Origin of the sequence: Selenomonas sputigena ATCC 35185 (assembly GCF_000208405.1) — a bacterium.
GTDB lineage: Bacteria > Bacillota > Negativicutes > Selenomonadales > Selenomonadaceae > Selenomonas > Selenomonas sputigena.
This window is the reverse complement of record NC_015437.1, coordinates 1,994,239-2,014,890: the sequence shown is the minus strand read 5'-3', so window position 1 is coordinate 2,014,890 and position 20,652 is coordinate 1,994,239. Positions and strand designations below refer to the sequence as shown.

Sequence of the window (20,652 nt, the reverse complement as noted above, 5' to 3'; positions counted from 1 at the left end):
GTTTTGCACCCGCTGCCGTATCTGCAAACATTGATTTTTGGTTAGGGAGGACCTCGTATGAGTGAGAAAAAAGCAGAAGAAAAGAAAGATATGAAGAAGGACGCGGCGGCGGAAAGCATGGTTGCGAAGGAAAAAGCAGCAAAGCTCCAAGCCTATTTGGTACAGGAGAAGATTTCGGGCATTGAGATGCACAAGGCGGAGGATGCTGTTCATTCACATGTTTTTCGCAGCAATCTGCCGCTTAGGGGGCAGGATCTGCCTTTCATGATCCTCGTGGATGACAGTGTCTATACGTTGATTCAGATTGAAGTCGCCGCACGTATCGCTGCGGCGAAGGAGAAACCGGGCCTTGCAGCGTACTTGGACAATCTGAACAATGAGTATCGCATGTTAAAGTACAACAGTGACGAAGCGGGCAATCTCCTGCTGACCTGCTGCATCCCATCGGGGGTAGAGCAGTTCGACCCGTCCCTGATCGTTGCCTTGGTGAACCAGATCCAAGGCCATCTGGAAGCGCTCTATCCCGACATCATGAAACATCTGTGGGAAGGCGGTGAGGCAGAGAAGAAGGACTGAATCAAACGATATAAAAAGGAGCATCTGCGCGGGAAAATCCCTGCAGATGCTCCTCTTTGTTTTGCGTTTACATGCCGCCGTTCTTCAATATGCCAAAGAGCACGCCGAGCACGCCGGAGGCAGCAAGAATCGTGATGACGCCATATTTGTAGTGCATGGCGATCAGGGCGAAAGCGATGATGACGATGCTGCTCCATTCGGTCGCATCGAAGCTTGTGGGAAGGCTTTCCGTGTTCCAGACGGCGAGCAGGATGAAGTCGATCGCCGCGCCGCAAATGAGAGCGATGACGGCGGGGCGCAGACCGTTCAAGATGCCGCGGATTGAGCCGATGTCACCATACTTGAAGAAGAGTTTGGCGAGTGCAATACCGAGGATTAGCGACGGGAAGGCGAAGCCCGCTGTCGCAGCGACGGCGCCCCAGGTGCCCGCGACTGTCATGCCTGCGAAGGTTGCGGCGTTGATGCCGATGGGACCGGGAGTCATCTGTGAGATCGTGAAGATGTCGATGAACTGCGCGAGTGTCAGCCAGCCGCGCTCATCGACGACGGCGGCTTGGATGAGCGGCATGGAAGCGTAGCCGCCGCCGACACAGAAGATGCTGACCTTGGCAAACTCGAAGAAGAGCTGAAGATATATCATGATCGCGCCCCCTCAGCCGAATTTCCTGTCCTGCATGAGGACGAGGCCGATGATGCCGTCGATGATGACAAGCAGCATGATGTTGACGTCGAAGAACACGTTGGCGACGAAGGTAGCGAGGACGATCGCCATGGGCAGCAGGAGGCGCGTCTTCGCCTGCTTGATGAAGAGGTCGATGGCGACCTTCAGGATGAGAGCTGTCGCGCCGCACTGCATGCCTTTCAAGGCGAGCTGCACCGTCGGATTGCTGGCAAAGGCATCGTAGCAGCGAGCGATGACAGAAAGCGTGATGAGGGGCGGCAGAACCGTCGCGAGGAGCGCTGTCAAGGAGCCTGCGAGCCCCGCCATGCGGTAGCCGAGGATGATGCAGGCGTTGACGGCGACGATGCCCGGCATGGACTGCGCGATGGCGACCATGTCGAGAGCCTCCTTGTCGTCAATCCAGCCGTATTCATCGACGTATTTCGCCTTCAACAGCGGGATGATGACGAAACCGCCACCGATGGTGACGGCGCTGATGACGAAGGTGGAAGAAAAGAGCTTCCAGTAAAAATGCTTGGCATCGCGAGGCGATGCAGGAACTTCTGTCTGCTTCATTGGGATTGCTCCTTTTCGGACTGGCCAGACTTTTGTAGGGCACGAGGATATAGGTACAGTCGACGATTCCTATTGTGATAGAAATAGTTTACCACGAAGCCCCGAGAAGTCAAGCCGAAGGCGCAGACGCATCGGTGAGGCTTCTGTGAGGCATGAGGATATTTCTTAGAATTTACCAGGCGCAGAATGCATGGAGGAGAGTTCCTTTCCAGTTTGACCTCTTAGATTTTCATGGTACAATAAACAAAAGGGCGGGAAAGACATTGTTCGTTCCCTCCTAGGTCTTTTTCTTCGTGCTTTTAAGGAGGTGAAAGCGGCGCCTTGCCTGTGCGATGCGTCGCGAAGTGTATGGGAATCTTATTTATCGGAGGAATTGTTGGCACCGTTGTGCTGGTCGTCGTGCTCTTGGCGATTTTAGTGGGCGGCTATGTAAAGGCTTCGCCGTCGACGGCACTCATTATTTCCGGCATCAAGAAGCGCCCGCGCATCCTCATCGGGCGGGGCGGAGCGCGCATCCCTTTCTTTGAGCGCATGGACAAGCTTTTTCTCGGGCAGATTTCTGTGGACATCAAGACGGAGACACCCGTGCCGACGAATGATTACATCAATGTGAATGTCGATGCTGTTGCCAAGGTCATGGTTGGACGCGATGAGGAAAGCGTGCAGCTTGCAGCGCGGAACTTCCTGAACTTCACGGGGGAACAGATCGCGAAGGATCTGCAGGATTCCCTTGAGGGCAACATGCGCGAGATCATCGGCACGTTGACGTTAGAAGCCATCAATACGGATCGTGACAGTTTCTCTGATCAAGTGGTCAATAAGGCGGCGCAGGATATGAAGAAGCTCGGCATCGAGATCATTTCCTGCAACATTCAAAATGTCACGGACAATAACGGTCTCATCGTCGACCTCGGTGCGGACAACACGGCGCGCATCAAGAAACGCGCAGCTATCTCGCGCGCCGAGGCGGAGCGCGATGTTGCGGTAGCAAAGGCACAGGCGCAAAAGGAAGCGAACGATGCGCAGGTCGAGGCGGACCTTGAGATTGCCCAGCGGCAAACCGACCTTGCAATCCGACAGGCCGAGCTTAAGAGAGCCTCCGATATCAAGCGCGCGGAGGCGGATGCAGCCTACGAAATTCAGGCGCAGGAGCAGCAGAAATCCGTTCAGGCCGCTACGGTCAACGCGCAGATCGCGAAGGCGGAGCGTGAGCAGGAGCTGAAGAAGCAGCAGGTGTCCGTGCGTGAGCAGGAGCTTGCGGCGCAGATTCAGAAGCAGGCGGATGCAGAGAAGTATGCCGTCGAGCAGAAGGCGGCGGCCGATCTTGCCAAGCGTCAGCGTGAGGCGGAAGCCGCGCTCTACGAAACGCAGCGCAAGGCGGAGGCGAAGAAGGCTGAGGCGGAGGCCTCGCGCTATGCGGCAGAGCAGGAAGCGGCAGGAATCAAGGCGCAGGGCGAGGCTGAAGCTGCCGCAATCCAGGCGAAAGGCGAGGCGGAAGCCGCTGCGATGGATCGCAAGGCAGAAGCGCTGAAGAAATACGGCAAGGCGGCTATGGCGCAGATGATCGTTGAGATTCTGCCGCAGATCGCTTCGGAAGTGGCAAAGCCGCTTGAGCGCATCGGCAATGTATCCATCATCGGCGGCAGCAGCGCCTCTGCGGTCGAGCCGATGGCAGACAATGTGCCGCTCGTCATGGCGAAGACGTTTCAGACGGTCAAGGCGGCGACGGGCATCGACCTCGCGGACATCGTGCGCGGCGAGAGCTACGAGGCGAAGGTCACGAAGAATGTCAACGTCACGGGGGCGGATGCTGAGGCCATAAAGGCGGCTGCCGTCAAGGCGGCGACGATTGCCAATGCGATTCGCGACTGAGGGAGGAGAGAGATGACAAAATTTCTGCGGCGGTTTCTGCCGCTCTTCGTGCTGTTCTTTGCGCTGCTTCTGGCGGCGGGTACGGGGGATATTGACGCGCGTATCGCGCAGGAAGTCGAGCAGGGGGCGAAGGTGCGCATCCTGAACTATCACATGGTCAACGACATGGATCATTCGCTCGCCGTCGCGCCGAAGGACTTTGAGCGTCAGATGGCGTGGCTCAAGAAGAACGGCTTCCAGTCGATCACGCCCGAAGAGCTTTACGGCGCATTGACGGGAGCGGGCGATTTGCCCGAAAAGCCCGTGATGATCACATTTGACGACGGTTATATCGACAACTATGAGAAGGCGTATCCGATTCTCAAGAAATACGGTTTTAAGGCGACGATCCTCGTCGTCACGGAGATGGTGGGAAAGAAGAAGGGCTATCTGACGTGGGAGCAGCTGCGCGAGATGGAGCAGCACGGCTTTTCCATCGAGGGGCACACGATGACGCACCGCGCTTTGACGAGTCTCACAGATGACGAGGTCAAGGAGGAGCTTTCCGCCTCGAAGCGCATGATCGAGGAGAAGCTCGGCAAGACGGTCACATGCTTCGCCTACCCGGGGGGCGCGTACAACCTGCACATCGCGAATCTCGTGAAGGAAGCGGGCTACAAGATGGCGTTCACCGTGCGCTACGGCAACGCGGATCGCGCGAGCAATCTCTACGCGATCGACCGCGTGCCGATCTTCCATACGGAAAACACGGAAGGATCGTTTCAGAAGCGACTGCGCTACTTGCCGATTTTCGAGAATTTCGGCTGGCAGAAGCGGTAGGGAAAAGCGCGGCTTCTTTCTGTCTCAAAAAGAAAATATGTTTGTGGGAAAGCAGTCCCTTGCCTTTGGCGAAGGGGGTGCTTTTTCTTTATTTTTTACGCCAAAAGGGGCGCAGGAGGAAAAAAATGAAAGCGAGAGGCAGGAAAAAGACGGGAAAGAAAGAATTAAACCTAGACAATGAAGTGGCGAAAAGTGGGGAAATGTGGTTTAATATAGAGAGCACTGGCAGAGGAGGTGGCAAGCGAGATGTTGATGGGCGAATACACGCATACGATCGACGCGAAGGGGCGCGTGATCCTGCCCGTGGATTTTCGCCCGGAACTCGGCGGCTCGTTTGTCATCACGAAGGGGCTTGACAGCTGCCTCTTTCTCTACGGCGAGGAGGAATGGGAGCGGCTGTCGGCGAAGCTCAAGGCGCTGCCTATGTCGAAGCCCGAGGCTCGCGCCTTTGCCCGCTTCTTCTTTGCGGGTGCACGCAAGCTGGAATTGGACAGGCAGGGACGTTTCCTCGTGCCCGCGAACCTGCGCGCCTATGCGAGTCTCAAGAAGGACGTCGTCCTGAACGGCGTCATGACGCGCGCCGAAATCTGGAGCCGCACGGCTTGGGATGCTTACAACGCCGAGGTGAATCCGATGGTCACGAAGATCGCGGAGACGCTGACGGATCTCGGGATTTGAGGTGAGTGCATGGAGTTTCGCCATACGAGCGTGATGCCGGAGGAGACTCTGGCGGCTCTCGCCGTGAAGCCTGCGGGCACTTACATCGACTGTACGCTGGGCGGTGCGGGTCACGCGCGGCGCATCGCTGACAGGCTCTCTCCCGCAGGACGGCTCATCGGACTTGACCAGGACGAGGCGGCAATCCGCGCGGCGAAGGAGCGTCTTGCCAACGTCTCGTGCCGCGTCGATGTCGTGCGCTCGAATTTCCGTGCGCTCGACTCGGTTCTGCAAAGTCTCGGCGTCACCTCTGTCGACGGCGTGCTCTTCGACCTCGGCGTGTCGTCGCATCAGATCGATACGGCAGAGCGCGGCTTTTCCTACATGCAGGACGCGCCGCTCGACATGCGCATGGACACGTCGCGCCTCCTCTCGGCGCACGAGGTCGTCAACGAATATGACGAGGCGGAGCTTTGGCACATATTCCGCGACTACGGCGAGGAGCGCTGGGCGAAGCGCATCGCCGAATTCATCGTAGCGGCGCGGCAGGAAAAGCCCATCGAGACGACGGGCGAACTCGTTGACATCGTCTGCCGCGCCGTGCCCAAGGGCGTGCGCCGTGCGGCGGGCGGCCATCCGGCGAAGCGCATCTTCCAGGCGATCCGCATCGAGGTGAACGACGAACTCGGCATCCTGCAGGCGAGCGTCGAGAATGCGGTGCACGCGCTAGCGCCCGGCGGCAGGATCGCCGTCCTCACGTTTCACTCGCTCGAAGACCGCATCGTCAAGCAGGCGCTCAAGGAACTCGCACGCGGCTGTATCTGCCCGCCCGGGCTTCCCGTCTGCGTTTGCGGTCACGAGCCCAAGGTCAGGCTCTTGGGCAAGGCGCAGAAGCCGAGCGCTGCAGAAGCTGCAGAAAATCCACGCGCCAAGAGCGCGAAATTGCGCGTGGCTGAGAAATTATAGGAAGCCGCTCTTCGGCGGAGGGCGGATGAGGAAGCAGGCGGAGGCCGCAGGAAGCGGCAGCACCGCTGTCAAGGAGGGATCGACAGATGCTCGCAAGACAAAGGGAGTATGAGTATTATGAGGAGGAGCTGCAGCCGCAGCGGATCGAGAAGCCCGCGCCGCCTCCTAAGAGGCGGCCGACACTCAACACGCATCTGCGCTCCCGCTGCTTCTTGCTGCTCGCGCTGGTCTCTATCATGGCGATGGCGGTGACGATCCGAAGCGGCATCACGGCGAGCCGCGGCTACGATCTCGTGAAGATTCAGCAGCAGGCGGAAACGCTCGAAAAGGAAAATGAGCATCTGAAGATTGAGATCGCACAGATGAAATCGCCCGAGCGCGTGCGCCGCATCGCGACGGAAAAGCTCGGCATGAGCACGCCGAAGACGGTCTACTTTGCGACAGGTGCGAAGGAATAGGTCCGATAAATTTCATGGAGGGATGGCAATGAAGACGCTTGCCGAGTTGGCGGCGCTCGTCGAGGGCGCTGAAATCAAGGGAGATGCAGCTGCGAAGATCGCGGACATCGTGCACGATTCGCGCGAGGTGACGGAGGGGACGCTCTTCGTCGCCATCGAGGGGCTGCATGTCGACGGCCATTCCTTCATCGCGCAGGCGGTCGAGAAGGGCGCGTGCGCGATTCTGACGGAGCGTGAGATCGAGATTCCCGAGGGTGCGGCGGCAGTTCTTCGCGTGCCAAATCTTGCGGCGGCGCTTGAGGTCATCGTGCCGTTTTTCCATGACTACCCGTCGCGAAAGATGCGCATCATCGGCATCACGGGCACGAACGGCAAGACGACGACGAGCTACATGACGCGTGCCATCCTGCGCGAGGCGGGGTACAAGGTCGGGCTCATCGGCACGATTCAGATCCTCGTCGAGGATGAGGCTCTGCCGATTCACAATACGACGCCCGACGTCGTCGTCCTGGAACGAACGCTCGCCTATATGGCGCGGCGCGGCATGGATTTCGTCGTCATGGAGGTTTCTTCGCATGCGCTCGATCAGAACCGCGTGGCGGGCATCGAATTCGATACGGCGGTATTCACGAACCTCACGCAGGATCATCTCGACTACCATAAGACGCTCGAAAACTACAAGCGCGCGAAAGCGCGCCTTTTCGACCTTGTGAGCCGCAAGGGCGCGAAGGAGGGCAAGACAGCCGTCGTCAATGATGACGATGCGGCGGGCGAAACGATGCTCGCCCATGCGAAGTGTGCGCATCTCACGTATGCCGTGAAGAAGGAAGCCGCCCTTCGCGCCGAGAACATCCGCGTCCATGCGCGGGGCCTGGAGCTGACGCTTGCAGGCGCTTTCGGCAGGATGGATCTTTCGCTCGGCGTCACGGGAATCTTCAATGTCTACAACGTCATGAGCGCCGTCGGCGCGGCGCTCGCGGAAAGGATCGCGCCCGAGGCGATCAAGAGGGCGCTCGAAGCTTTCAAGAGCGTGCCCGGGCGTTTTGAGCTCGTCGATGCGGGGCAGGCGTTCTCCATCATCGTCGACTATGCGCATACGCCCGACGGCTTGGAGAACATCCTGAATACGGCGCGTGAGATTGCGGCGGGACGCATCCTCACGGTGTTCGGCTGCGGCGGCGACCGCGACCGCACGAAGCGGCCGATCATGGGGCGCATCGCGGCGGCGCTTTCCGATGTCGTGCTCGTGACCTCGGACAATCCGCGCACGGAAGATCCCGCGCGCATCCTCGATGAGGTCGAGGTCGGTGTGCTTGAGAAGATCGGCGACAAGTGCCATGAAAAAATCGCCGACCGCCGCACGGCGATCGTGCGAGCCGTGGCGCTCGCCGAAAAGGACGACATCGTCATCATCGCAGGCAAGGGGCACGAGAATTACCAGATCTTGAAGGACAAGACGATCCACTTCGACGACAAGGAAGTCGCACGCGAGGCCGTCGCCGCGCGGGAAAAAAGCTATGCGATGCACTTTTCGCTCGCCGACATCGAGCGTGCGGCAAAGGCCGAAGTCGTGCGCACGGCGGCGGACATCGCATTTTCCGACATCGTGACGGATACGCGAAAGATTGCGGCGGGATCGCTCTTCGTCGCGCTTCAAGGCGAGCGCTTTGACGGCGCGGACTTTGCGGCGCAGGCGGTCGAAAAGGGCGCGGCGGGCGTGCTCGTAGCGGTTGATACGCCCGAGGCGAAGCTGCCGAAGACGGGCGTCGTGCTCAAGGCGAAGGACACCCTGCTCGCCTATCAGCAGATCGCCGCCGCGTGGCGCAGGAAGTTTTCGATCCCCGTCGTCGCCATCACGGGATCGAACGGCAAGACGACGACCAAAGACTTGACGGCCGCCGTGCTCGGCGCATGCCTTCTTGTGCAGAAGACGGCGGCGAACTACAACAACGAGATCGGCCTGCCGCTGACGCTCCTTGGCCTTCGCGCCGCGCACGAGGCGGCTGTCGTCGAGATCGGCATGAGAGGACTCGGGCAGATCGCCGCGCTCGCGCCGCTCGCCGCACCGACCGTCGCCATCGTGACGAATGTCGGCGAGGTGCACATGGAGCTTCTCGGCTCGATCGAAAACATCGCGAGGGCGAAGGCGGAGCTTGTCGAGGCTGTGGAGCCGGGCGGCACGGTCATACTGAACGCCGACGATGCGCGCGTCCTAGCGATGCGCGAGAAGGCGAAGGCGGGCGTGCGCGTCGTGACCTTCGGGCTTTCTCGCGATGCCGATGTGCGTGCCGTCGCCGTCGGCAAGGCCGAGGGCGGCATGAGATTCATGCTGGAATGGAAAAACGAGCGCGGGCGACTGGAACGGCACGAGCTCTTCCTGCCGATGCCAGGGAGACACAATGTGTCGAATGCGCTCGCCGCCATCGCTGCGGCCCGCGTGCTCGGCCTTTCGCTCGCGGATGTCCGGCGCGGACTCGCCGTGCCGCCTGCGCAGAAGATGCGCTTCGCCGTCGAGAAGTGCGGCGCATACACCTTCGTCAACGACGCTTACAATGCGAGTCCCGTATCGACACGCGCGTCCTTGAAGACGCTCGCCGAGATGTTCGCGGGCAGGAAGATCGCCGTCCTCGGCGACATGCTCGAACTCGGCAGCGCGTCGAAGAGCGGCCACGCGAGCGTGGGCGAGGAGGCGGCGCATCTTGGCTTTGCCGCCGTCCTCTCGCGCGGCGAGGAGAGCCGCTTCATCGCAGAGGCCGCAAAGGCGGGCGGCGTGCCGCTCGTCGAGCGCATGACGTCGCATGAAGCGGCGGCGGCAAGGCTCAAAGAGATCCTGCAGCCGGGCGACGCCGTGCTCTTCAAAGGATCGCGCGGCATGAAGATGGATGAGATCATCCCCCTGTTGAAGAAGGCGCTGGAGGCAGGCAAATGATGGATGTGAATACGACGGCGCTTTCTCTTGCAGGAGCGGCGGCGCTCGCCGCCGTCCTCGTGCTCGCGGCCGGCCCCTTCGTGATTCCCGAGCTGCACAAGCTGAAGTTCGGGCAGAGCATACGCGAGGAAGGGCCGAAGAGCCATCAGGCGAAGAGCGGCACGCCGACGATGGGCGGCGTCATGATCATCGCCGCCATCACGCTCGCGACGCTTGCCGCCGCGCCCTTGACGGCGGGCGTATGGCTCGCGCTCTTCGTGATGCTCGGACACTTCGCGCTCGGCTTCCTCGATGACTACATCAAGGTCGTGAAGAAGCGCAACCTCGGGCTCAAGGCGCGGCAGAAGCTCTTGGGGCAGATCGTCATCGCCGTCGTCGTCATTTTTTTCGCACAGCATGAACTCGGCATTGCGACGACGGTCTGGCTGCCGCTCGTGCATGCGGAGCTTGACATCGGACTCTTCTACTATCCGCTCGTGCTCTTCGTGCTCGTCGGCACGAGCAACGCCGTGAACCTCACGGACGGCCTCGACGGCCTCGCGGCGGGCACGGTCACGGTCGCCGCACTCGCCTACATGGCGGTTGCGCTCGTCTTTAGCGCGACGGGGCTTGCTGTGTTCGCGGCGGCGATTGCGGGCGCTTCGTGCGCCTTTTTGCGCTTCAATCATCATCCGGCCCGCGTCTTCATGGGCGATACGGGATCCTTGGCGCTCGGCGGCGCGATCGCCGCGCTCGGCATTCTCACGCATACGGAAATTTTGCTCGCCGTCATCGGCATCGTCTTCGTCGCCGAGGCGCTTTCCGTCATCATTCAGGTCATCTCCTTCAAGACGACGGGAAAGCGCGTCTTCCTCATGAGTCCGATTCATCACCACTTCGAGCTCAAGGGGTGGCAGGAGACGCGCGTCGTTCATACGTTCTGGCTCGTCGGCGCAGTCTTTGCGGCGCTCGGCGCATGGCTCGCATATTGACGCGGGCAGACGTTTGACATCTTGGGAAGCCTCCCTCGTCTGCAGGGAAGAGATAAAGCGAGGAGGAAGCATATTGCATCTCGATACGGATTTCACAGGAAAGAAGGTTCTCGTCATCGGCGCCGGGATCAGCGGCTTTGCGGCGGCGAAGGTTCTCAAGAGGCTCGGCGCGAAGGTCGCGCTTTCCGACGCGAAGGACGAGGCGGCGATCAAAGAGGACGTCTCGGAGCTTCGCGCACTCGGCATCGGGCTGATCTTCGGCGCACAGGAAGCCGCGCTCCTTGACGGCTGCGACCTTCTCGTGCTCTCGCCCGCCGTTCCCATCGCCATTCCGCTCGCCGAGGAGGCGAAGCGGCGCGGCATCCGCATCACGAGCGAAGTGGAATTGGCGGCTGCACTTGCCAAGTCGCCGATCTTCGCCGTGACGGGGACGAACGGCAAGACGACGACGACGACGCTCCTGGGGCTGCTGCTCGCCGAGAAGTTCGGCAAGGAGAAGACGCGCGTCGGCGGCAACATCGGCTATCCGCTGTCGGAAGCCGTGCTGGAGGCGGGCGAGGGCGGCGCGGTCGCCGCCGAGATTTCGAGCTACCAGATGGAGGCGACGGAGCACTTCCGTCCGAAGGTCGCCGCCGTCCTCAACGTGACGCCCGACCACATCAAGCGCCACGGCTCGATGAAAGTCTATCAGGCGATGAAGGAGCGGCTTTTCCGCGAAATGGCAAAAGGCGATTGGCTCGTCCTGAACTATGACGACGAGAGGACGCGCTCGATGAAGGAGCGTGCCGCGTGCCCCGTATTTTTCTTCAGCCGCAGGGAGGCGCTCGAAGAGGGCGCTTTGCTCTTAGGCGACAAGCTCGTCCTGCGCCAGGGCGGCGAGGAGATCGCGCTCGTGACGACGGCGGAGCTTGGCATCAAGGGGACGCACAACGTCGAGAACGCGCTCGCGGCGGCGGCGATGGCGCACCTCGCGGGCGTCGAGGCTGAGGCGATCCGCCGCGTGCTGCGCTCCTTCAAGGGCGTCGAGCACCGCATCGAGCATTTTCTCGATCTCGCGGGCGTCGCCTGGTACAACGATTCCAAGGCGACGAATACGGATTCGGCGATCAAGGCGCTCGAATCCTTCTCGGACGGCATCGTGCTCATTGCGGGCGGCGACGACAAGATGACGGATCTGACGGACTTCATGCATCTCGTCTCGGAGCGCTGTACGGAACTGATCCTCGTCGGCGACGCCGCCGTTCGCTTCGCCGACGCCGCGCGCGCAGCGGGCTTTCCCGCCGCGCACATCCACGACGCCGCGTACTCGATGAAGACGGCGGTCTACATCGCGCGTCGTCTGGCGAAGCCGCCTGCCGTCGTGCTCTTGTCGCCCGCGTGCGCGAGCTTCGACATGTTCGACGGCTTTGAGGAGCGCGGCGAGGTGTTCAAGCGCTTGGCACGCGAGCTGGCGTAGGAGTTTGCAGGAAGACGCAGAAATGGCAGGCAAAGGGGAACAGGCATGAAGATCATCGTTTCGGGCGGCGGCACGGGCGGCCACATATATCCGGCGCTGACGCTCGTGAGCGCTCTCGCCAAGAAGGAGCGCACGGCGGAATTTCTCTACGTCGGCACGCAGAAAGGCTTGGAGGCCGACATCATACCGAAGGAAGGCATCCCCTTTGAAACCGTCGATATCGAGGGGCTCAAGCGCAGTTTCTCGCCCGCGAACATCGTGCGGCTCGGACGCGCCATGCACGGCCTTGCAGAGGCGGCGGCCATCGTGCGCCGCTTCCGCCCCGACGTCGTGATCGGCACGGGCGGCTACGTCTGCGGGCCGATTCTCATGGCGGCGAGCCTCGCGCATGTGCCGACGCTCATTCAGGAGCAGAACGTTGTGCCCGGCGTGACGAACAAGATCTTGTCGAAGTTCGTGACGAAGATTGCCGTCGGCACGGAAGAGGCTCTGTGCCGCTTCCCGCGCAAGAAGGCGGTCTTTACGGGAAATCCCATCCGCCGCGAGGTCATGACGGCGAGCCGCGAGAAGGCGCTCGAAACGTTCGGCTTCGATGCGGCAAAGCGCACGGTGCTCGTCTCGGGCGGCAGCCGCGGCGCGAGGAGCATTGACCGCGCGATGGTCGGCGTCCTGCAGGCGGCGCAGGAGTATTCCGAGGTGCAGTTCCTTCTCGTCACGGGAAGGGGCGAGTATGAGGACGTCATGCGCCGACTGGAGGAGGCGGGCGTGGATCTCGCCGCCGCGCCGCACATCAAGGTCGAGCCTTACCTCTACAATATGCCCGAGGCGATGGCGATGGCGGATCTCGCCGTCTTCCGCGCAGGTGCGACGGGGCTTGCCGAGCTCACGGCACGCGGCGTGCCCGCGATCTTGGTGCCGTATCCGTATGCGGCGGAGAACCATCAGGAGTACAATGCACGCGCTTTGGAGCGAGCGGGCGCGGCGCGCGTGATCTTGGATCGCGATCTCACGGACAAGACGCTTTCGGCGCTTCTCGGCGAACTTTTGTCGGAAGAAGGAAAGCTCCGCCGCATGGCAGAGAAGAGCCGTGCGCTCGGTCGCCCCGAGGCGGCCGATGAGATTGCCAATCTCGTGCTGGAGATTGCGAAGGATTAGGAGGAGAGAGAGTTGCTGAAGGACATCCATAAGATACATTTTGTCGGTATCGGCGGTGCGGGCATGAGTGCGCTCGCGCACATTCTGCTGGAAAAGGGCTATGAGGTGACAGGCTCCGACCTCGGCTCTTCCGCGCTGATCGAGCAGCTCAAGGGTCTCGGCGCGCACATCCATCACGGGCATCGCGCAGAGAACGTGCACGGGGCAGAAGCCATCGTCGTCTCAACGGCGATTCCTGAGACGAATCCCGAGATCGTTGAGGCGGCGCGACTCGGCCTGCGTCGCTTCCATCGTTCGGACATCAATGCCGCGCTCCTCAATGCGGCGAAGGGCATCGCCGTGGCGGGAGCGCACGGCAAGACGACGACGACCTCGATGCTCGGCGTCGCGCTCGACCATGCGGGCATCTCGCCGACGATCATCATCGGCGGAGAGGTCGATGTCCTCGGCGGCAACGCGAAGCTCGGCAAGGGCGAGTATCTCGTCTCCGAAGCCGATGAGAGCGACGGCTCGTTCCTGAAGCTCCGGCCGCACATCGCCGTCGTCACGAACATCGAGGACGATCATCTCGATCACTATGGCACGCTCGCGAACATTCGCAAGGCATTTCGCGAATTTCTGGAAAACATAAAGCCCGGCGGCCACGCCGTCTTGTGCTTTGACAACGAGAACGTGCGAGACATCGCTCAGACGCTCGGCCGCAAGGTCATCTCCTACGCCATTGACCATGAGGCGGACTACCGCGCGGGCAAGATTGAGATGCACGGCGCGGGCGTTGATTTCTCCGTGCTGCACGAAGGAAAAGATCTCGGCCGCGTGCGCCTCAATCTGCCCGGCAGGCACAACGTGCTCGACGCGCTCGCGACCGTTGTCACGGGGCTGTCCATCGGCTTGACAGTCGAGCAGATGGCGGCGGGACTTGCGCTCTTTCACGGCGCGAAACGGCGCTTCCAGACGAAGGGGCGCGTGCAGGACGTATGGGTCGTCGACGACTACGCGCACCATCCGACGGAGATCGCGACGACGCTCCTCGCGGCGCGTCAGACGAAGCCGCGCCGCATCATCTGCGCCTTTCAGCCGCATCGCTACTCGCGCACGAAGCTTCTTGCCGCTGAATTTGGCGGCGCTTTTCGCGAGGCGGACGTGCTCGTACTGACGGATATTTATTCGGCGGGAGAAGCGCCGATCGAGGGCGTGTCGGGGCGCACGATCCTCGACGCCGTGCGGCAGACGACGGGGCAGGACGCGGTCTATATTCCGCAGCGGGAAGATATTGCCGCGCACCTTGCCGCCATCGCACAGTCCGGCGACATCGTCCTCACGATGGGCGCGGGCGATATATGGAAGACGGGCGAGGAACTGGTCGCCCTTTTGGAGGGGAAGTAATTTCATGAAGCAGGGAAAGATCGTCGTCGTCATGGGAGGGCCGTCGAGCGAGGCGGAAGTCTCGCGCCGCACGGGAGCCGCCATCGTCAGCGCCTTGGAGTCGAAGGGCTATGCGGTTGAGGGCATGGAACTCGACCCGCCGCACTTTGCCGAGGCGATAAGAAAGAGCGACTGCGCCATCGTCTTCAACGCGCTGCATGGCAGGTACGGCGAGGACGGCGTGCTGCAGGGCACGCTCGACATGCTCGGCATCCCCTATACGGGTTCGGGCGTCCTCGCCGCCGCCGTCACGATGGACAAGGTCATGTCAAAGCGCGTGTTCCTCGGCGCCGGCATCTCGACGCCGCGCTCCGAGACGTTTCATCGCTTTGAGTTTGACGCGGAGCTTCCCTCACGCATCCGAAAGGCTTTCTCGCTGCCCGTCGTTATCAAGGCGTCGTCGCAGGGATCGAGCATCGGCGTCGCCATCGTCGAGAAGGAAGAGGAGCTTGAGGCGGCGCTCAAGGACGCCTTCCGCTACGACGAGGAAGTGCTCGTCGAGGAGTTCATTCGCGGCAAGGAGCTGACCGTCGCCGTCTGGGGTGATGCGAGAGAAGCACAGGCCTTTCCCGTCATTGAGATCACGACCGTTTCGGGACGCTACGACTACGCGAGCAAGTACACGAAGGGCGCGTCGACGCACATCATTCCCGCACGCATTCCTTTAGATGTGACGGAGCGTGTGCAGCAGCTCGCCGTCGACGCTTTCCGCGCCTGTGGCTGCCGCGGCGTGGCGCGTGCCGACATGATGCTCGGCGAGGATATGACGCCCTATGTGATCGAGATCAACTCGATGCCCGGCATGACGGAGACCTCGCTCGTGCCCGATGCGGGACGCGCCATGGGCGTCGAGTTCCCCGAACTCTGCGAAAGGATTTTGGAAATGGCAGGGTACGAGAAGTAAGAAATGAGCGAAGGTACGGGATACGGAAAGGAGGCGGGACGATGGCAGAGGAAAGGCAGGAGAATCTCGGCTTTACCGAGCCCGGCGCATTGCCGGGCGAGACGCATATCGTGCGCCGCCGCAGCCCGCGCCGCGTCCTCAAGGGATTCCTGTTCCTCGTCGTCTCGGGCGCTCTCCTCGCCGTCGCCGTCTACTCGCCGCTCTTTTCCGTGCGCGATGTGCACATCATCGGCAACCACTACATGCCAGCCGATGACATCCGCCGCGTCGCCGGCGTCTATCCGGGCGTGCCGCTCTTCCAGGTGAAGACGGCGGAGATGGCGCAGCTCCTGATGAAGGATCTGCGCGTCGAGCAGGCGAGTGTGCGCCGCTCTTTGCCCTCGACGCTTGAGATTCAGATCGTCGAGCGCCGCCCCGTCGCCACCGTCGACTGCGATTTCGGCTACGTCGATCTCGACCGCGAAGGCACGGTCATCGACGCCTACAAGACGCTGAAAAAGATGGCGATTCCCATGGTCACGGGCATCAAGCTCAAGGACATCTACATCGGCGACAAAACGACGGATGAAAATCTCAAGGCGGCGCTCGTCTATCTCAATGCCCTGAAGCCTGAGACGAATGCGCAGATCTCCGAGGTGTCGCTGAAGAAGCCGGACGACGTCATGGCGTACACGACGGGCGGCGTGCAGATCCGCCTCGGTGCGCTCGACCGCTTGGAAGAAAAGGCGCATCTGACGGACAGCTTCATCGTCGATCAGGAGGTCAAGCAGCGCCCCGTCGAGTACGTCGACTTCAAGTATACGGCGCCGTTCATCAAGCTCAAGCAATAGTGGAAGAAAATTTGAGTTTGCGTTATAATTCCTTTATTATCTCATTTCAGCAACAGCTCGGGAGGCATTTTATGATCAATTTCAAGCAGGGGCGGTGGTCCATCGCCTTTGTCTGCATGGTCTTGGGCTTCATGCTCGCCGTGCAGTTCCGCGCGACGGAGGACATGCGCCAGTCCGTATCGCAGCAGCGCGTGGAGGAACTTGCCACGCGTCTTTTGGAGACGGAGAAGGAGCGCGATCGTCTGCAGGAAGAGCTGAAGGATACGAAGGACGCAGCGTCAGAGGGGCCGAGCAACGATTACCAACGCATGAAGGGCGGCTTCACGGCGCTTGCGGGACCGGGCGTCATCGTCACGCTCGACGACAGCAAGGCGACGTCGAAGGCGGGCGAGAATCCGAACCTCTACCTCATTCATGACGACGATCTCCTGCGCGTCATCAACGAACTGCGCGCCGCAGGCGCAGAAGCCGTGTCCATCAACGGGCAGAGGCTCACGGGAACGTCGGAGATCCGCTGCGCGGGGCCGACGCTCTCCGTCAACAATGTGCGTTCGGCACCGCCCTACAAGATTCATGCCATCGGCGACCCCGAGAGTTTGGAGAAGTCGATCAAGATGCGCGGCGGCGTTGAGGACACGCTGAAGGTCTGGGGCATACAGATTGACGTGAAGAAGGAAGAGCATGTCGAGGTGCCAGCCTACAAGGGCGCGGCGTCGTTCAAGTACGCGAAAGCCATCGAAGCGCTTTCGGATGAAAAGGAGGGGTCAAGATGATCCTGCCCGTTCTCGGACTTCTCGTCGGCGTTGCCGTCGGCATGCTCTCGCCGATCACCGTGCCGCTCGCCTACGCGAAGCTCTCTTCCGTCGCCCTGCTCGCCTCGCTTGATTCCGTTTTCGGCGGCCTTCGGGCGGCATCGGAAAACCACTTCGACAATGCCGTATTCATCTCGGGCTTCTTTATGAACGCCCTCATGGCGGCGTTTCTCGTCTACATCGGCGACCGCCTCGGCATCGACCTTTACTATGTGGCGCTTCTGGCGTTTGGCTTGCGTGTCTTCCAGAATCTGGCGATTCTGCGCCGTCATTTCTTTGAAAAGCATAATTAGAGCGGCAAAAAGAGAAAAAAGCAAGCATTTTCATAATTTTTTTATGGCGCACGTATTAAAATAATGATAGAATGGTAGGGAAACTTTTGAGGACGACTGCCGTACTCCTTCTAGTGGGACGAAAGGCGGACTATGCTATATTTTGGGGGTTGCTATCGTGTTTGAATTGGATGATATGGGTTTGGACCAGTTCGCCAAGATCAAGGTCATTGGCGTGGGCGGCGGCGGCAGCAATGCTGTGAACCGCATGATTTCAGCGGGATTGCAGGGCGTGGAGTTCATCGCTGTCAACACGGACGCGCAGGCTCTTTTGCACGCGATGGCGCCGAAACGCATCCAGATCGGCGAGAAACTTACGCGCGGCCTTGGCGCGGGTGCGCGTCCCGAGATCGGTGAACAGGCGGCGGAAGAGAGCCGCGATGACATCCTGCAGTCGCTGCAGGGCGCGGACATGGTCTTCGTGACGGCTGGCATGGGCGGCGGCACGGGCACGGGAGCGGCGCCCGTCGTCGCCGAGTGTGCGCGTGAGATCGGCGCTCTGACCGTCGGCGTCGTCACGCGCCCCTTCACGTTTGAAGGACGTCTGCGCCAGAAGAAGGCGGAGGCGGGCATCGCGAAGCTGCAGCAGCACGTCGACACGATCATCACGATTCCGAACGACCGCCTGCTGCAGGTCGTCGACAAGAAGACCTCGATCACGGATGCGTTCAGCTTCGCCGACGATGTCCTGCGCCAGGGCGTCAAGGGCATTTCCGACCTCATCGCCGTGCCGGGACTAATCAACCTCGACTTCGCCGACGTCAAGTCCATCATGAGCAATGCAGGCTCGGCGCTCATGGGTATCGGCGAGGCGACGGGCGAGAACGCCGCCGTCACCGCCGCCAAGTACGCGATCGAGTCGCCGCTCTTGGAGACGAGCATCGAAGGGGCGCACGGCGTTCTCCTCAACATCTCCAGCTCGGCGGAGAACCTCAGCATGTACGAGGTCAACGAAGCCTCGTCGACGATTCAGGAGGCCGTCAACGTCGATGCGAACATCATCTTCGGCGCGTCCCTCGACGAAACGCTCGGCGACACCGTGCGCGTGACCGTCATCGCGACAGGCTTCGACAATGATACGGTAGGCATACAGCGTCCCGCTGCGACGGCCGTCCCAGGAAAGCCCGCGCAGCCCGGCGCAAAGCCCGTCCCCCAGGCCGACACGCCGTTGCCAAAAGCGCCGAGCTTCAGCAACTTCGACATCCCCGAGTGGATGAACCGGAAGCGCGATTGAGGGCAGGCAGAAAAATATTGCGAAAAACAACAGGCATCCTTCCGATGATGGAAGGGTGCCTGTTTTGTGTGCGCGTGATGCGGCGCATGTTCTGTTCCTTCGTTAAAGGATTTTCAGTCAAAGATTTTCCACCGATTCGCTTGGATCCGTGCTATAATAGTCTTCACTAGATGGATTTTGAGAGGATGGCGAGAGTATGAGGAAGACGGCGCTGAGTCTGGCTTTGGCTCTGGCGGTGGCCTTGGGGACGGATGCCGTTTCTTTTGCGGCACTGCCGCAGACGCAGGCTCGTGTGCAGGTGCAGCAGCAAGCAGCGAAGACTCTGACGGGCGTGCGCTTTGGCACGAGTGACGAGCGTGAGCGCGTCGTCTTCGACTTGACGACGCTGCCCGCCTACGAAGTTCATACGGAAAATGACGGACAGAGGATCGTGCTTTCCCTTGCGGGCGCACACAGTCAGGCCGTGCAACCAGAGATTTCGGGCAGCATGGTCGAGAGCGTGCGCGTATCGGCCGTACCGCAGGGCGTCAAGGTCGTCATCGATCTTGCAGCGCCGGCATCTTACGAAGTCAAGACGCTGGCGAATCCGACGCGCATCTTCATCGATGTGCAGAAGGAATATGAGGTCGTTTCCGAGGAGACGCCTGCGCCCGGTTTGAAACTCTCGACGCTCAAGCGGCTCGACGCTCGCGGCCGTCTGACGGGATGGGTGCTGGAGGCCGATCCCGCCCGCTATCGCGCCGTGCCTGTGCTCGCCAAGGGGGCTGTGCCGGGACGCGCTTCGGTCAGTGCGATGTCGGATATGGCAGGAGCCGACGCGGCGATCAATGCGTCCTACTTCGCACCGAACGGCGAGATCCTTGGCCTTTTGAAAATGGACGGCACGATCGTCGGTACGACGTACTTTCGGCGCAGTGCTGTGGGGTTTGCCGCTGACGGCAGGGCATATTTCGGCCCTGTCGATTACAGCGGAACGGTGACGCTCGGCAAGAGAAGCTGGCCCGTGGGCGGCGTCGATGCGGAGCGCGGCGAGGACAGTCTCGTGATTTACAATCATTACTATGGATCGACGACGCGCACGAATGAATACGGACAGGAGTACATCGTCCGAGGCGGCAGGGTTGCTGCCGTCAACTCGTCGGACAGCCCAATTCCGAAAGATGGACTCGTCATCTCGGTGCACGGCAAGGCGAAGGACGCCTTCTCCCAAGTGAAGGTCGGCGATGCTGTGCGTGTAGCGGAGACGATCGGTGCACCTTGGGAGAGCCTGCCGACAGTCATTGGCGCAGGCCCGATGCTTGTCAAGGACGGCATCGCTCATGTGACGGCGACGGAGGAGGAATTTCCTCCCGACATCGCACGCGGACGTGCGCCGCGCACGGCGTTCGGCGTGACGGCGGAGGGGCATTACCTGCTCGCCGTCGTCGACGGACGCCAGCCGCACAGCATTGGCTGCACGCTGCAGGAGATGGCGGAGTTCATGCTGCAGTTCGGCGCTGTGCAGGCGATCAACTTCGACGGCGGCGGTTCGAGTGCGCTCGTCGTCGGCGGTGAACTTGAAAACAGTCCGTCCGACGGGCAGGAGCGTGCCGTCGGCTCGGCGCTTGCCCTCTTGCCGCACTGACACGGCATTTTTCCGAGTTTCTGTTGGCACATAGGAAAGAATCCGCTATAATGGAGGGGATGCAGATGAAAAAAGCACTGATGTTTGGCCTTTTCCTTGGCATTATGATATTTGCTGTCCATGCGCTGACGGCAGAGGCGGCAGTGGACGTGAAGTCCGGCATTGCCGGTACGGTCACATGGCGGGCTGAGCCGGGAAGCGCGCTTGCGGCGGGTGCGGAGATCGTGCGCGTGCGCACATTGACGGGAGAGGTCGCGGCGGCGCGTGCCGAGGAGGACTGCAGTGTGAGCGAGATGCTCGTCTCCGTCGGCGATGACATCACTGCGGGACAGGTCGTCGCGCGCTTGAAGAAACAGGATGAATGACTGCGAGGGAAGACTCCCTCTTTTGTGCCG

General features: G+C 61.1%; 21 protein-coding genes. 19 read left to right on the top strand and 2 right to left on the bottom strand.

Annotated features, from left to right (window positions below; translation table 11 throughout):
- Window positions 1-57: 57 nt before the first annotated feature.
- Entirely contained in the window at window positions 58-576 is a 519-nt protein-coding gene (locus SELSP_RS09265) for a hypothetical protein (protein ID WP_006191045.1), read from the top strand.
- A gap of 67 nt (window positions 577-643) precedes the next feature.
- Here SELSP_RS09265 and SELSP_RS09260 read toward each other — a convergent pair whose 3' ends face one another.
- Both SELSP_RS09260 and SELSP_RS09255 read right to left on the bottom strand, forming a co-directional pair.
- Window positions 644-1,216, bottom strand: a complete 573-nt coding sequence (locus SELSP_RS09260) for a chromate transporter (RefSeq protein ID WP_006191048.1) — start codon at window positions 1,214-1,216, stop codon at window positions 644-646.
- Between the two features lie 12 nt (window positions 1,217-1,228).
- A complete protein-coding gene (locus SELSP_RS09255; protein ID WP_006191050.1) occupies window positions 1,229-1,813 on the bottom strand; it encodes a chromate transporter in 585 nt (194 codons plus the stop codon).
- Window positions 1,814-2,161: 348 nt separating this feature from the next.
- Between SELSP_RS09255 and SELSP_RS09250 the strand changes: the two genes are divergently transcribed.
- The 18 genes from SELSP_RS09250 to SELSP_RS09170 all read left to right on the top strand — a co-directional run bounded on the left by SELSP_RS09250 (window position 2,162) and on the right by SELSP_RS09170 (window position 20,622).
- A complete protein-coding gene (locus SELSP_RS09250; RefSeq protein ID WP_006191054.1) occupies window positions 2,162-3,685 on the top strand; it encodes a flotillin family protein in 1,524 nt (507 codons plus the stop codon).
- A gap of 12 nt (window positions 3,686-3,697) precedes the next feature.
- Entirely contained in the window at window positions 3,698-4,504 is an 807-nt protein-coding gene (locus SELSP_RS09245; protein ID WP_006191055.1) for a polysaccharide deacetylase family protein, read from the top strand.
- A gap of 37 nt (window positions 4,505-4,541) precedes the next feature.
- Complete coding sequence (locus SELSP_RS12190) at window positions 4,542-4,685, top strand: hypothetical protein (RefSeq protein ID WP_006191056.1); 144 nt, start codon at window positions 4,542-4,544, stop codon at window positions 4,683-4,685.
- A 65-nt stretch (window positions 4,686-4,750) separates the two neighbouring features.
- Window positions 4,751-5,182, top strand: a complete 432-nt coding sequence (gene mraZ, locus SELSP_RS09240; RefSeq protein ID WP_006191057.1) for a division/cell wall cluster transcriptional repressor MraZ — start codon at window positions 4,751-4,753, stop codon at window positions 5,180-5,182.
- Between the two features lie 9 nt (window positions 5,183-5,191).
- Window positions 5,192-6,127 (top strand): 16S rRNA (cytosine(1402)-N(4))-methyltransferase RsmH, encoded by a 936-nt coding sequence (rsmH, locus tag SELSP_RS09235; protein WP_006191059.1) that lies wholly within the window; start codon window positions 5,192-5,194, stop codon window positions 6,125-6,127.
- Window positions 6,128-6,213: 86 nt separating this feature from the next.
- Window positions 6,214-6,585: a cell division protein FtsL gene (gene ftsL, locus SELSP_RS09230; RefSeq protein WP_006191060.1), complete on the top strand. Its 372-nt coding sequence runs from the start codon at window positions 6,214-6,216 to the stop codon at window positions 6,583-6,585.
- Window positions 6,586-6,607: 22 nt separating this feature from the next.
- Window positions 6,608-9,514 carry a UDP-N-acetylmuramoyl-L-alanyl-D-glutamate--2,6-diaminopimelate ligase gene (locus tag SELSP_RS12580; protein WP_006191061.1) on the top strand — a complete coding sequence of 969 codons (2,907 nt, stop codon included), beginning with the start codon at window positions 6,608-6,610 and terminating at the stop codon, window positions 9,512-9,514.
- A complete protein-coding gene (gene mraY / locus SELSP_RS09220) occupies window positions 9,511-10,485 on the top strand; it encodes a phospho-N-acetylmuramoyl-pentapeptide-transferase (RefSeq protein ID WP_006191063.1) in 975 nt (324 codons plus the stop codon). The genes SELSP_RS12580 and mraY overlap by 4 nt, the downstream gene beginning before the upstream one ends.
- A 73-nt stretch (window positions 10,486-10,558) precedes the next feature.
- Window positions 10,559-11,941, top strand: coding sequence for a UDP-N-acetylmuramoyl-L-alanine--D-glutamate ligase (murD, locus tag SELSP_RS09215; protein ID WP_006191066.1), 1,383 nt, complete (start codon window positions 10,559-10,561; stop codon window positions 11,939-11,941).
- A 45-nt stretch (window positions 11,942-11,986) separates the two neighbouring features.
- Complete coding sequence (gene murG, locus SELSP_RS09210; RefSeq protein WP_006191069.1) at window positions 11,987-13,096, top strand: undecaprenyldiphospho-muramoylpentapeptide beta-N-acetylglucosaminyltransferase; 1,110 nt, start codon at window positions 11,987-11,989, stop codon at window positions 13,094-13,096.
- Window positions 13,097-13,108: 12 nt separating this feature from the next.
- Window positions 13,109-14,482 (top strand): UDP-N-acetylmuramate--L-alanine ligase, encoded by a 1,374-nt coding sequence (murC, locus tag SELSP_RS09205; protein ID WP_006191071.1) that lies wholly within the window; start codon window positions 13,109-13,111, stop codon window positions 14,480-14,482.
- 4 nt (window positions 14,483-14,486) lie between these two features.
- Window positions 14,487-15,425: a D-alanine--D-alanine ligase family protein gene (locus SELSP_RS09200; RefSeq protein WP_006191073.1), complete on the top strand. Its 939-nt coding sequence runs from the start codon at window positions 14,487-14,489 to the stop codon at window positions 15,423-15,425.
- A 41-nt stretch (window positions 15,426-15,466) separates the two neighbouring features.
- Window positions 15,467-16,255, top strand: coding sequence for a cell division protein FtsQ/DivIB (locus SELSP_RS09195; RefSeq protein ID WP_006191075.1), 789 nt, complete (start codon window positions 15,467-15,469; stop codon window positions 16,253-16,255).
- Between the two features lie 71 nt (window positions 16,256-16,326).
- Window positions 16,327-17,028, top strand: a complete 702-nt coding sequence (locus SELSP_RS09190; protein ID WP_013740968.1) for a DUF881 domain-containing protein — start codon at window positions 16,327-16,329, stop codon at window positions 17,026-17,028.
- Window positions 17,025-17,360: a small basic family protein gene (locus tag SELSP_RS09185; RefSeq protein WP_006191080.1), complete on the top strand. Its 336-nt coding sequence runs from the start codon at window positions 17,025-17,027 to the stop codon at window positions 17,358-17,360. The genes SELSP_RS09190 and SELSP_RS09185 overlap by 4 nt, the downstream gene beginning before the upstream one ends.
- Window positions 17,361-17,517: 157 nt before the next feature.
- Window positions 17,518-18,633 carry a cell division protein FtsZ gene (ftsZ, locus tag SELSP_RS09180; RefSeq protein WP_013740967.1) on the top strand — a complete coding sequence of 372 codons (1,116 nt, stop codon included), beginning with the start codon at window positions 17,518-17,520 and terminating at the stop codon, window positions 18,631-18,633.
- Between the two features lie 196 nt (window positions 18,634-18,829).
- The gene (locus SELSP_RS09175; RefSeq protein WP_006191083.1) at window positions 18,830-20,257 is read left to right on the top strand and encodes a phosphodiester glycosidase family protein; all 1,428 of its coding nucleotides are present in this window, start codon (window positions 18,830-18,832) and stop codon (window positions 20,255-20,257) included.
- Window positions 20,258-20,361: 104 nt separating this feature from the next.
- Window positions 20,362-20,622, top strand: coding sequence for an acetyl-CoA carboxylase (locus SELSP_RS09170; protein WP_232362313.1), 261 nt, complete (start codon window positions 20,362-20,364; stop codon window positions 20,620-20,622).
- Window positions 20,623-20,652: the final 30 nt, after the last annotated feature.

What these genes read in the sequence shown, in the direction of transcription:
- SELSP_RS09195 (WP_006191075.1), top strand. Translation starts at nt 15,467, where the DNA reads ATGGCAGAGGAAAGGCAGGAGAATCTCGGCTTTACCGAGCCCGGCGCA.
- rsmH (WP_006191059.1), top strand. Translation starts at nt 5,192, where the DNA reads ATGGAGTTTCGCCATACGAGCGTGATGCCGGAGGAGACTCTGGCGGCT.
- SELSP_RS09260 (WP_006191048.1), bottom strand. Translation starts at nt 1,216, where the DNA reads ATGATATATCTTCAGCTCTTCTTCGAGTTTGCCAAGGTCAGCATCTTC.
- SELSP_RS09170 (WP_232362313.1), top strand. Translation starts at nt 20,362, where the DNA reads ATGATATTTGCTGTCCATGCGCTGACGGCAGAGGCGGCAGTGGACGTG.
- SELSP_RS09190 (WP_013740968.1), top strand. Translation starts at nt 16,327, where the DNA reads ATGATCAATTTCAAGCAGGGGCGGTGGTCCATCGCCTTTGTCTGCATG.
- SELSP_RS09245 (WP_006191055.1), top strand. Translation starts at nt 3,698, where the DNA reads ATGACAAAATTTCTGCGGCGGTTTCTGCCGCTCTTCGTGCTGTTCTTT.
- SELSP_RS09175 (WP_006191083.1), top strand. Translation starts at nt 18,830, where the DNA reads ATGAGGAAGACGGCGCTGAGTCTGGCTTTGGCTCTGGCGGTGGCCTTG.
- SELSP_RS12190 (WP_006191056.1), top strand. Translation starts at nt 4,542, where the DNA reads ATGTTTGTGGGAAAGCAGTCCCTTGCCTTTGGCGAAGGGGGTGCTTTT.
- SELSP_RS09250 (WP_006191054.1), top strand. Translation starts at nt 2,162, where the DNA reads ATGGGAATCTTATTTATCGGAGGAATTGTTGGCACCGTTGTGCTGGTC.
- mraZ (WP_006191057.1), top strand. Translation starts at nt 4,751, where the DNA reads ATGTTGATGGGCGAATACACGCATACGATCGACGCGAAGGGGCGCGTG.
- SELSP_RS09185 (WP_006191080.1), top strand. Translation starts at nt 17,025, where the DNA reads ATGATCCTGCCCGTTCTCGGACTTCTCGTCGGCGTTGCCGTCGGCATG.
- SELSP_RS09255 (WP_006191050.1), bottom strand. Translation starts at nt 1,813, where the DNA reads ATGAAGCAGACAGAAGTTCCTGCATCGCCTCGCGATGCCAAGCATTTT.
- ftsL (WP_006191060.1), top strand. Translation starts at nt 6,214, where the DNA reads ATGCTCGCAAGACAAAGGGAGTATGAGTATTATGAGGAGGAGCTGCAG.
- SELSP_RS12580 (WP_006191061.1), top strand. Translation starts at nt 6,608, where the DNA reads ATGGCAATGAAGACGCTTGCCGAGTTGGCGGCGCTCGTCGAGGGCGCT.
- mraY (WP_006191063.1), top strand. Translation starts at nt 9,511, where the DNA reads ATGATGGATGTGAATACGACGGCGCTTTCTCTTGCAGGAGCGGCGGCG.
- SELSP_RS09265 (WP_006191045.1), top strand. Translation starts at nt 58, where the DNA reads ATGAGTGAGAAAAAAGCAGAAGAAAAGAAAGATATGAAGAAGGACGCG.
- murG (WP_006191069.1), top strand. Translation starts at nt 11,987, where the DNA reads ATGAAGATCATCGTTTCGGGCGGCGGCACGGGCGGCCACATATATCCG.
- SELSP_RS09200 (WP_006191073.1), top strand. Translation starts at nt 14,487, where the DNA reads ATGAAGCAGGGAAAGATCGTCGTCGTCATGGGAGGGCCGTCGAGCGAG.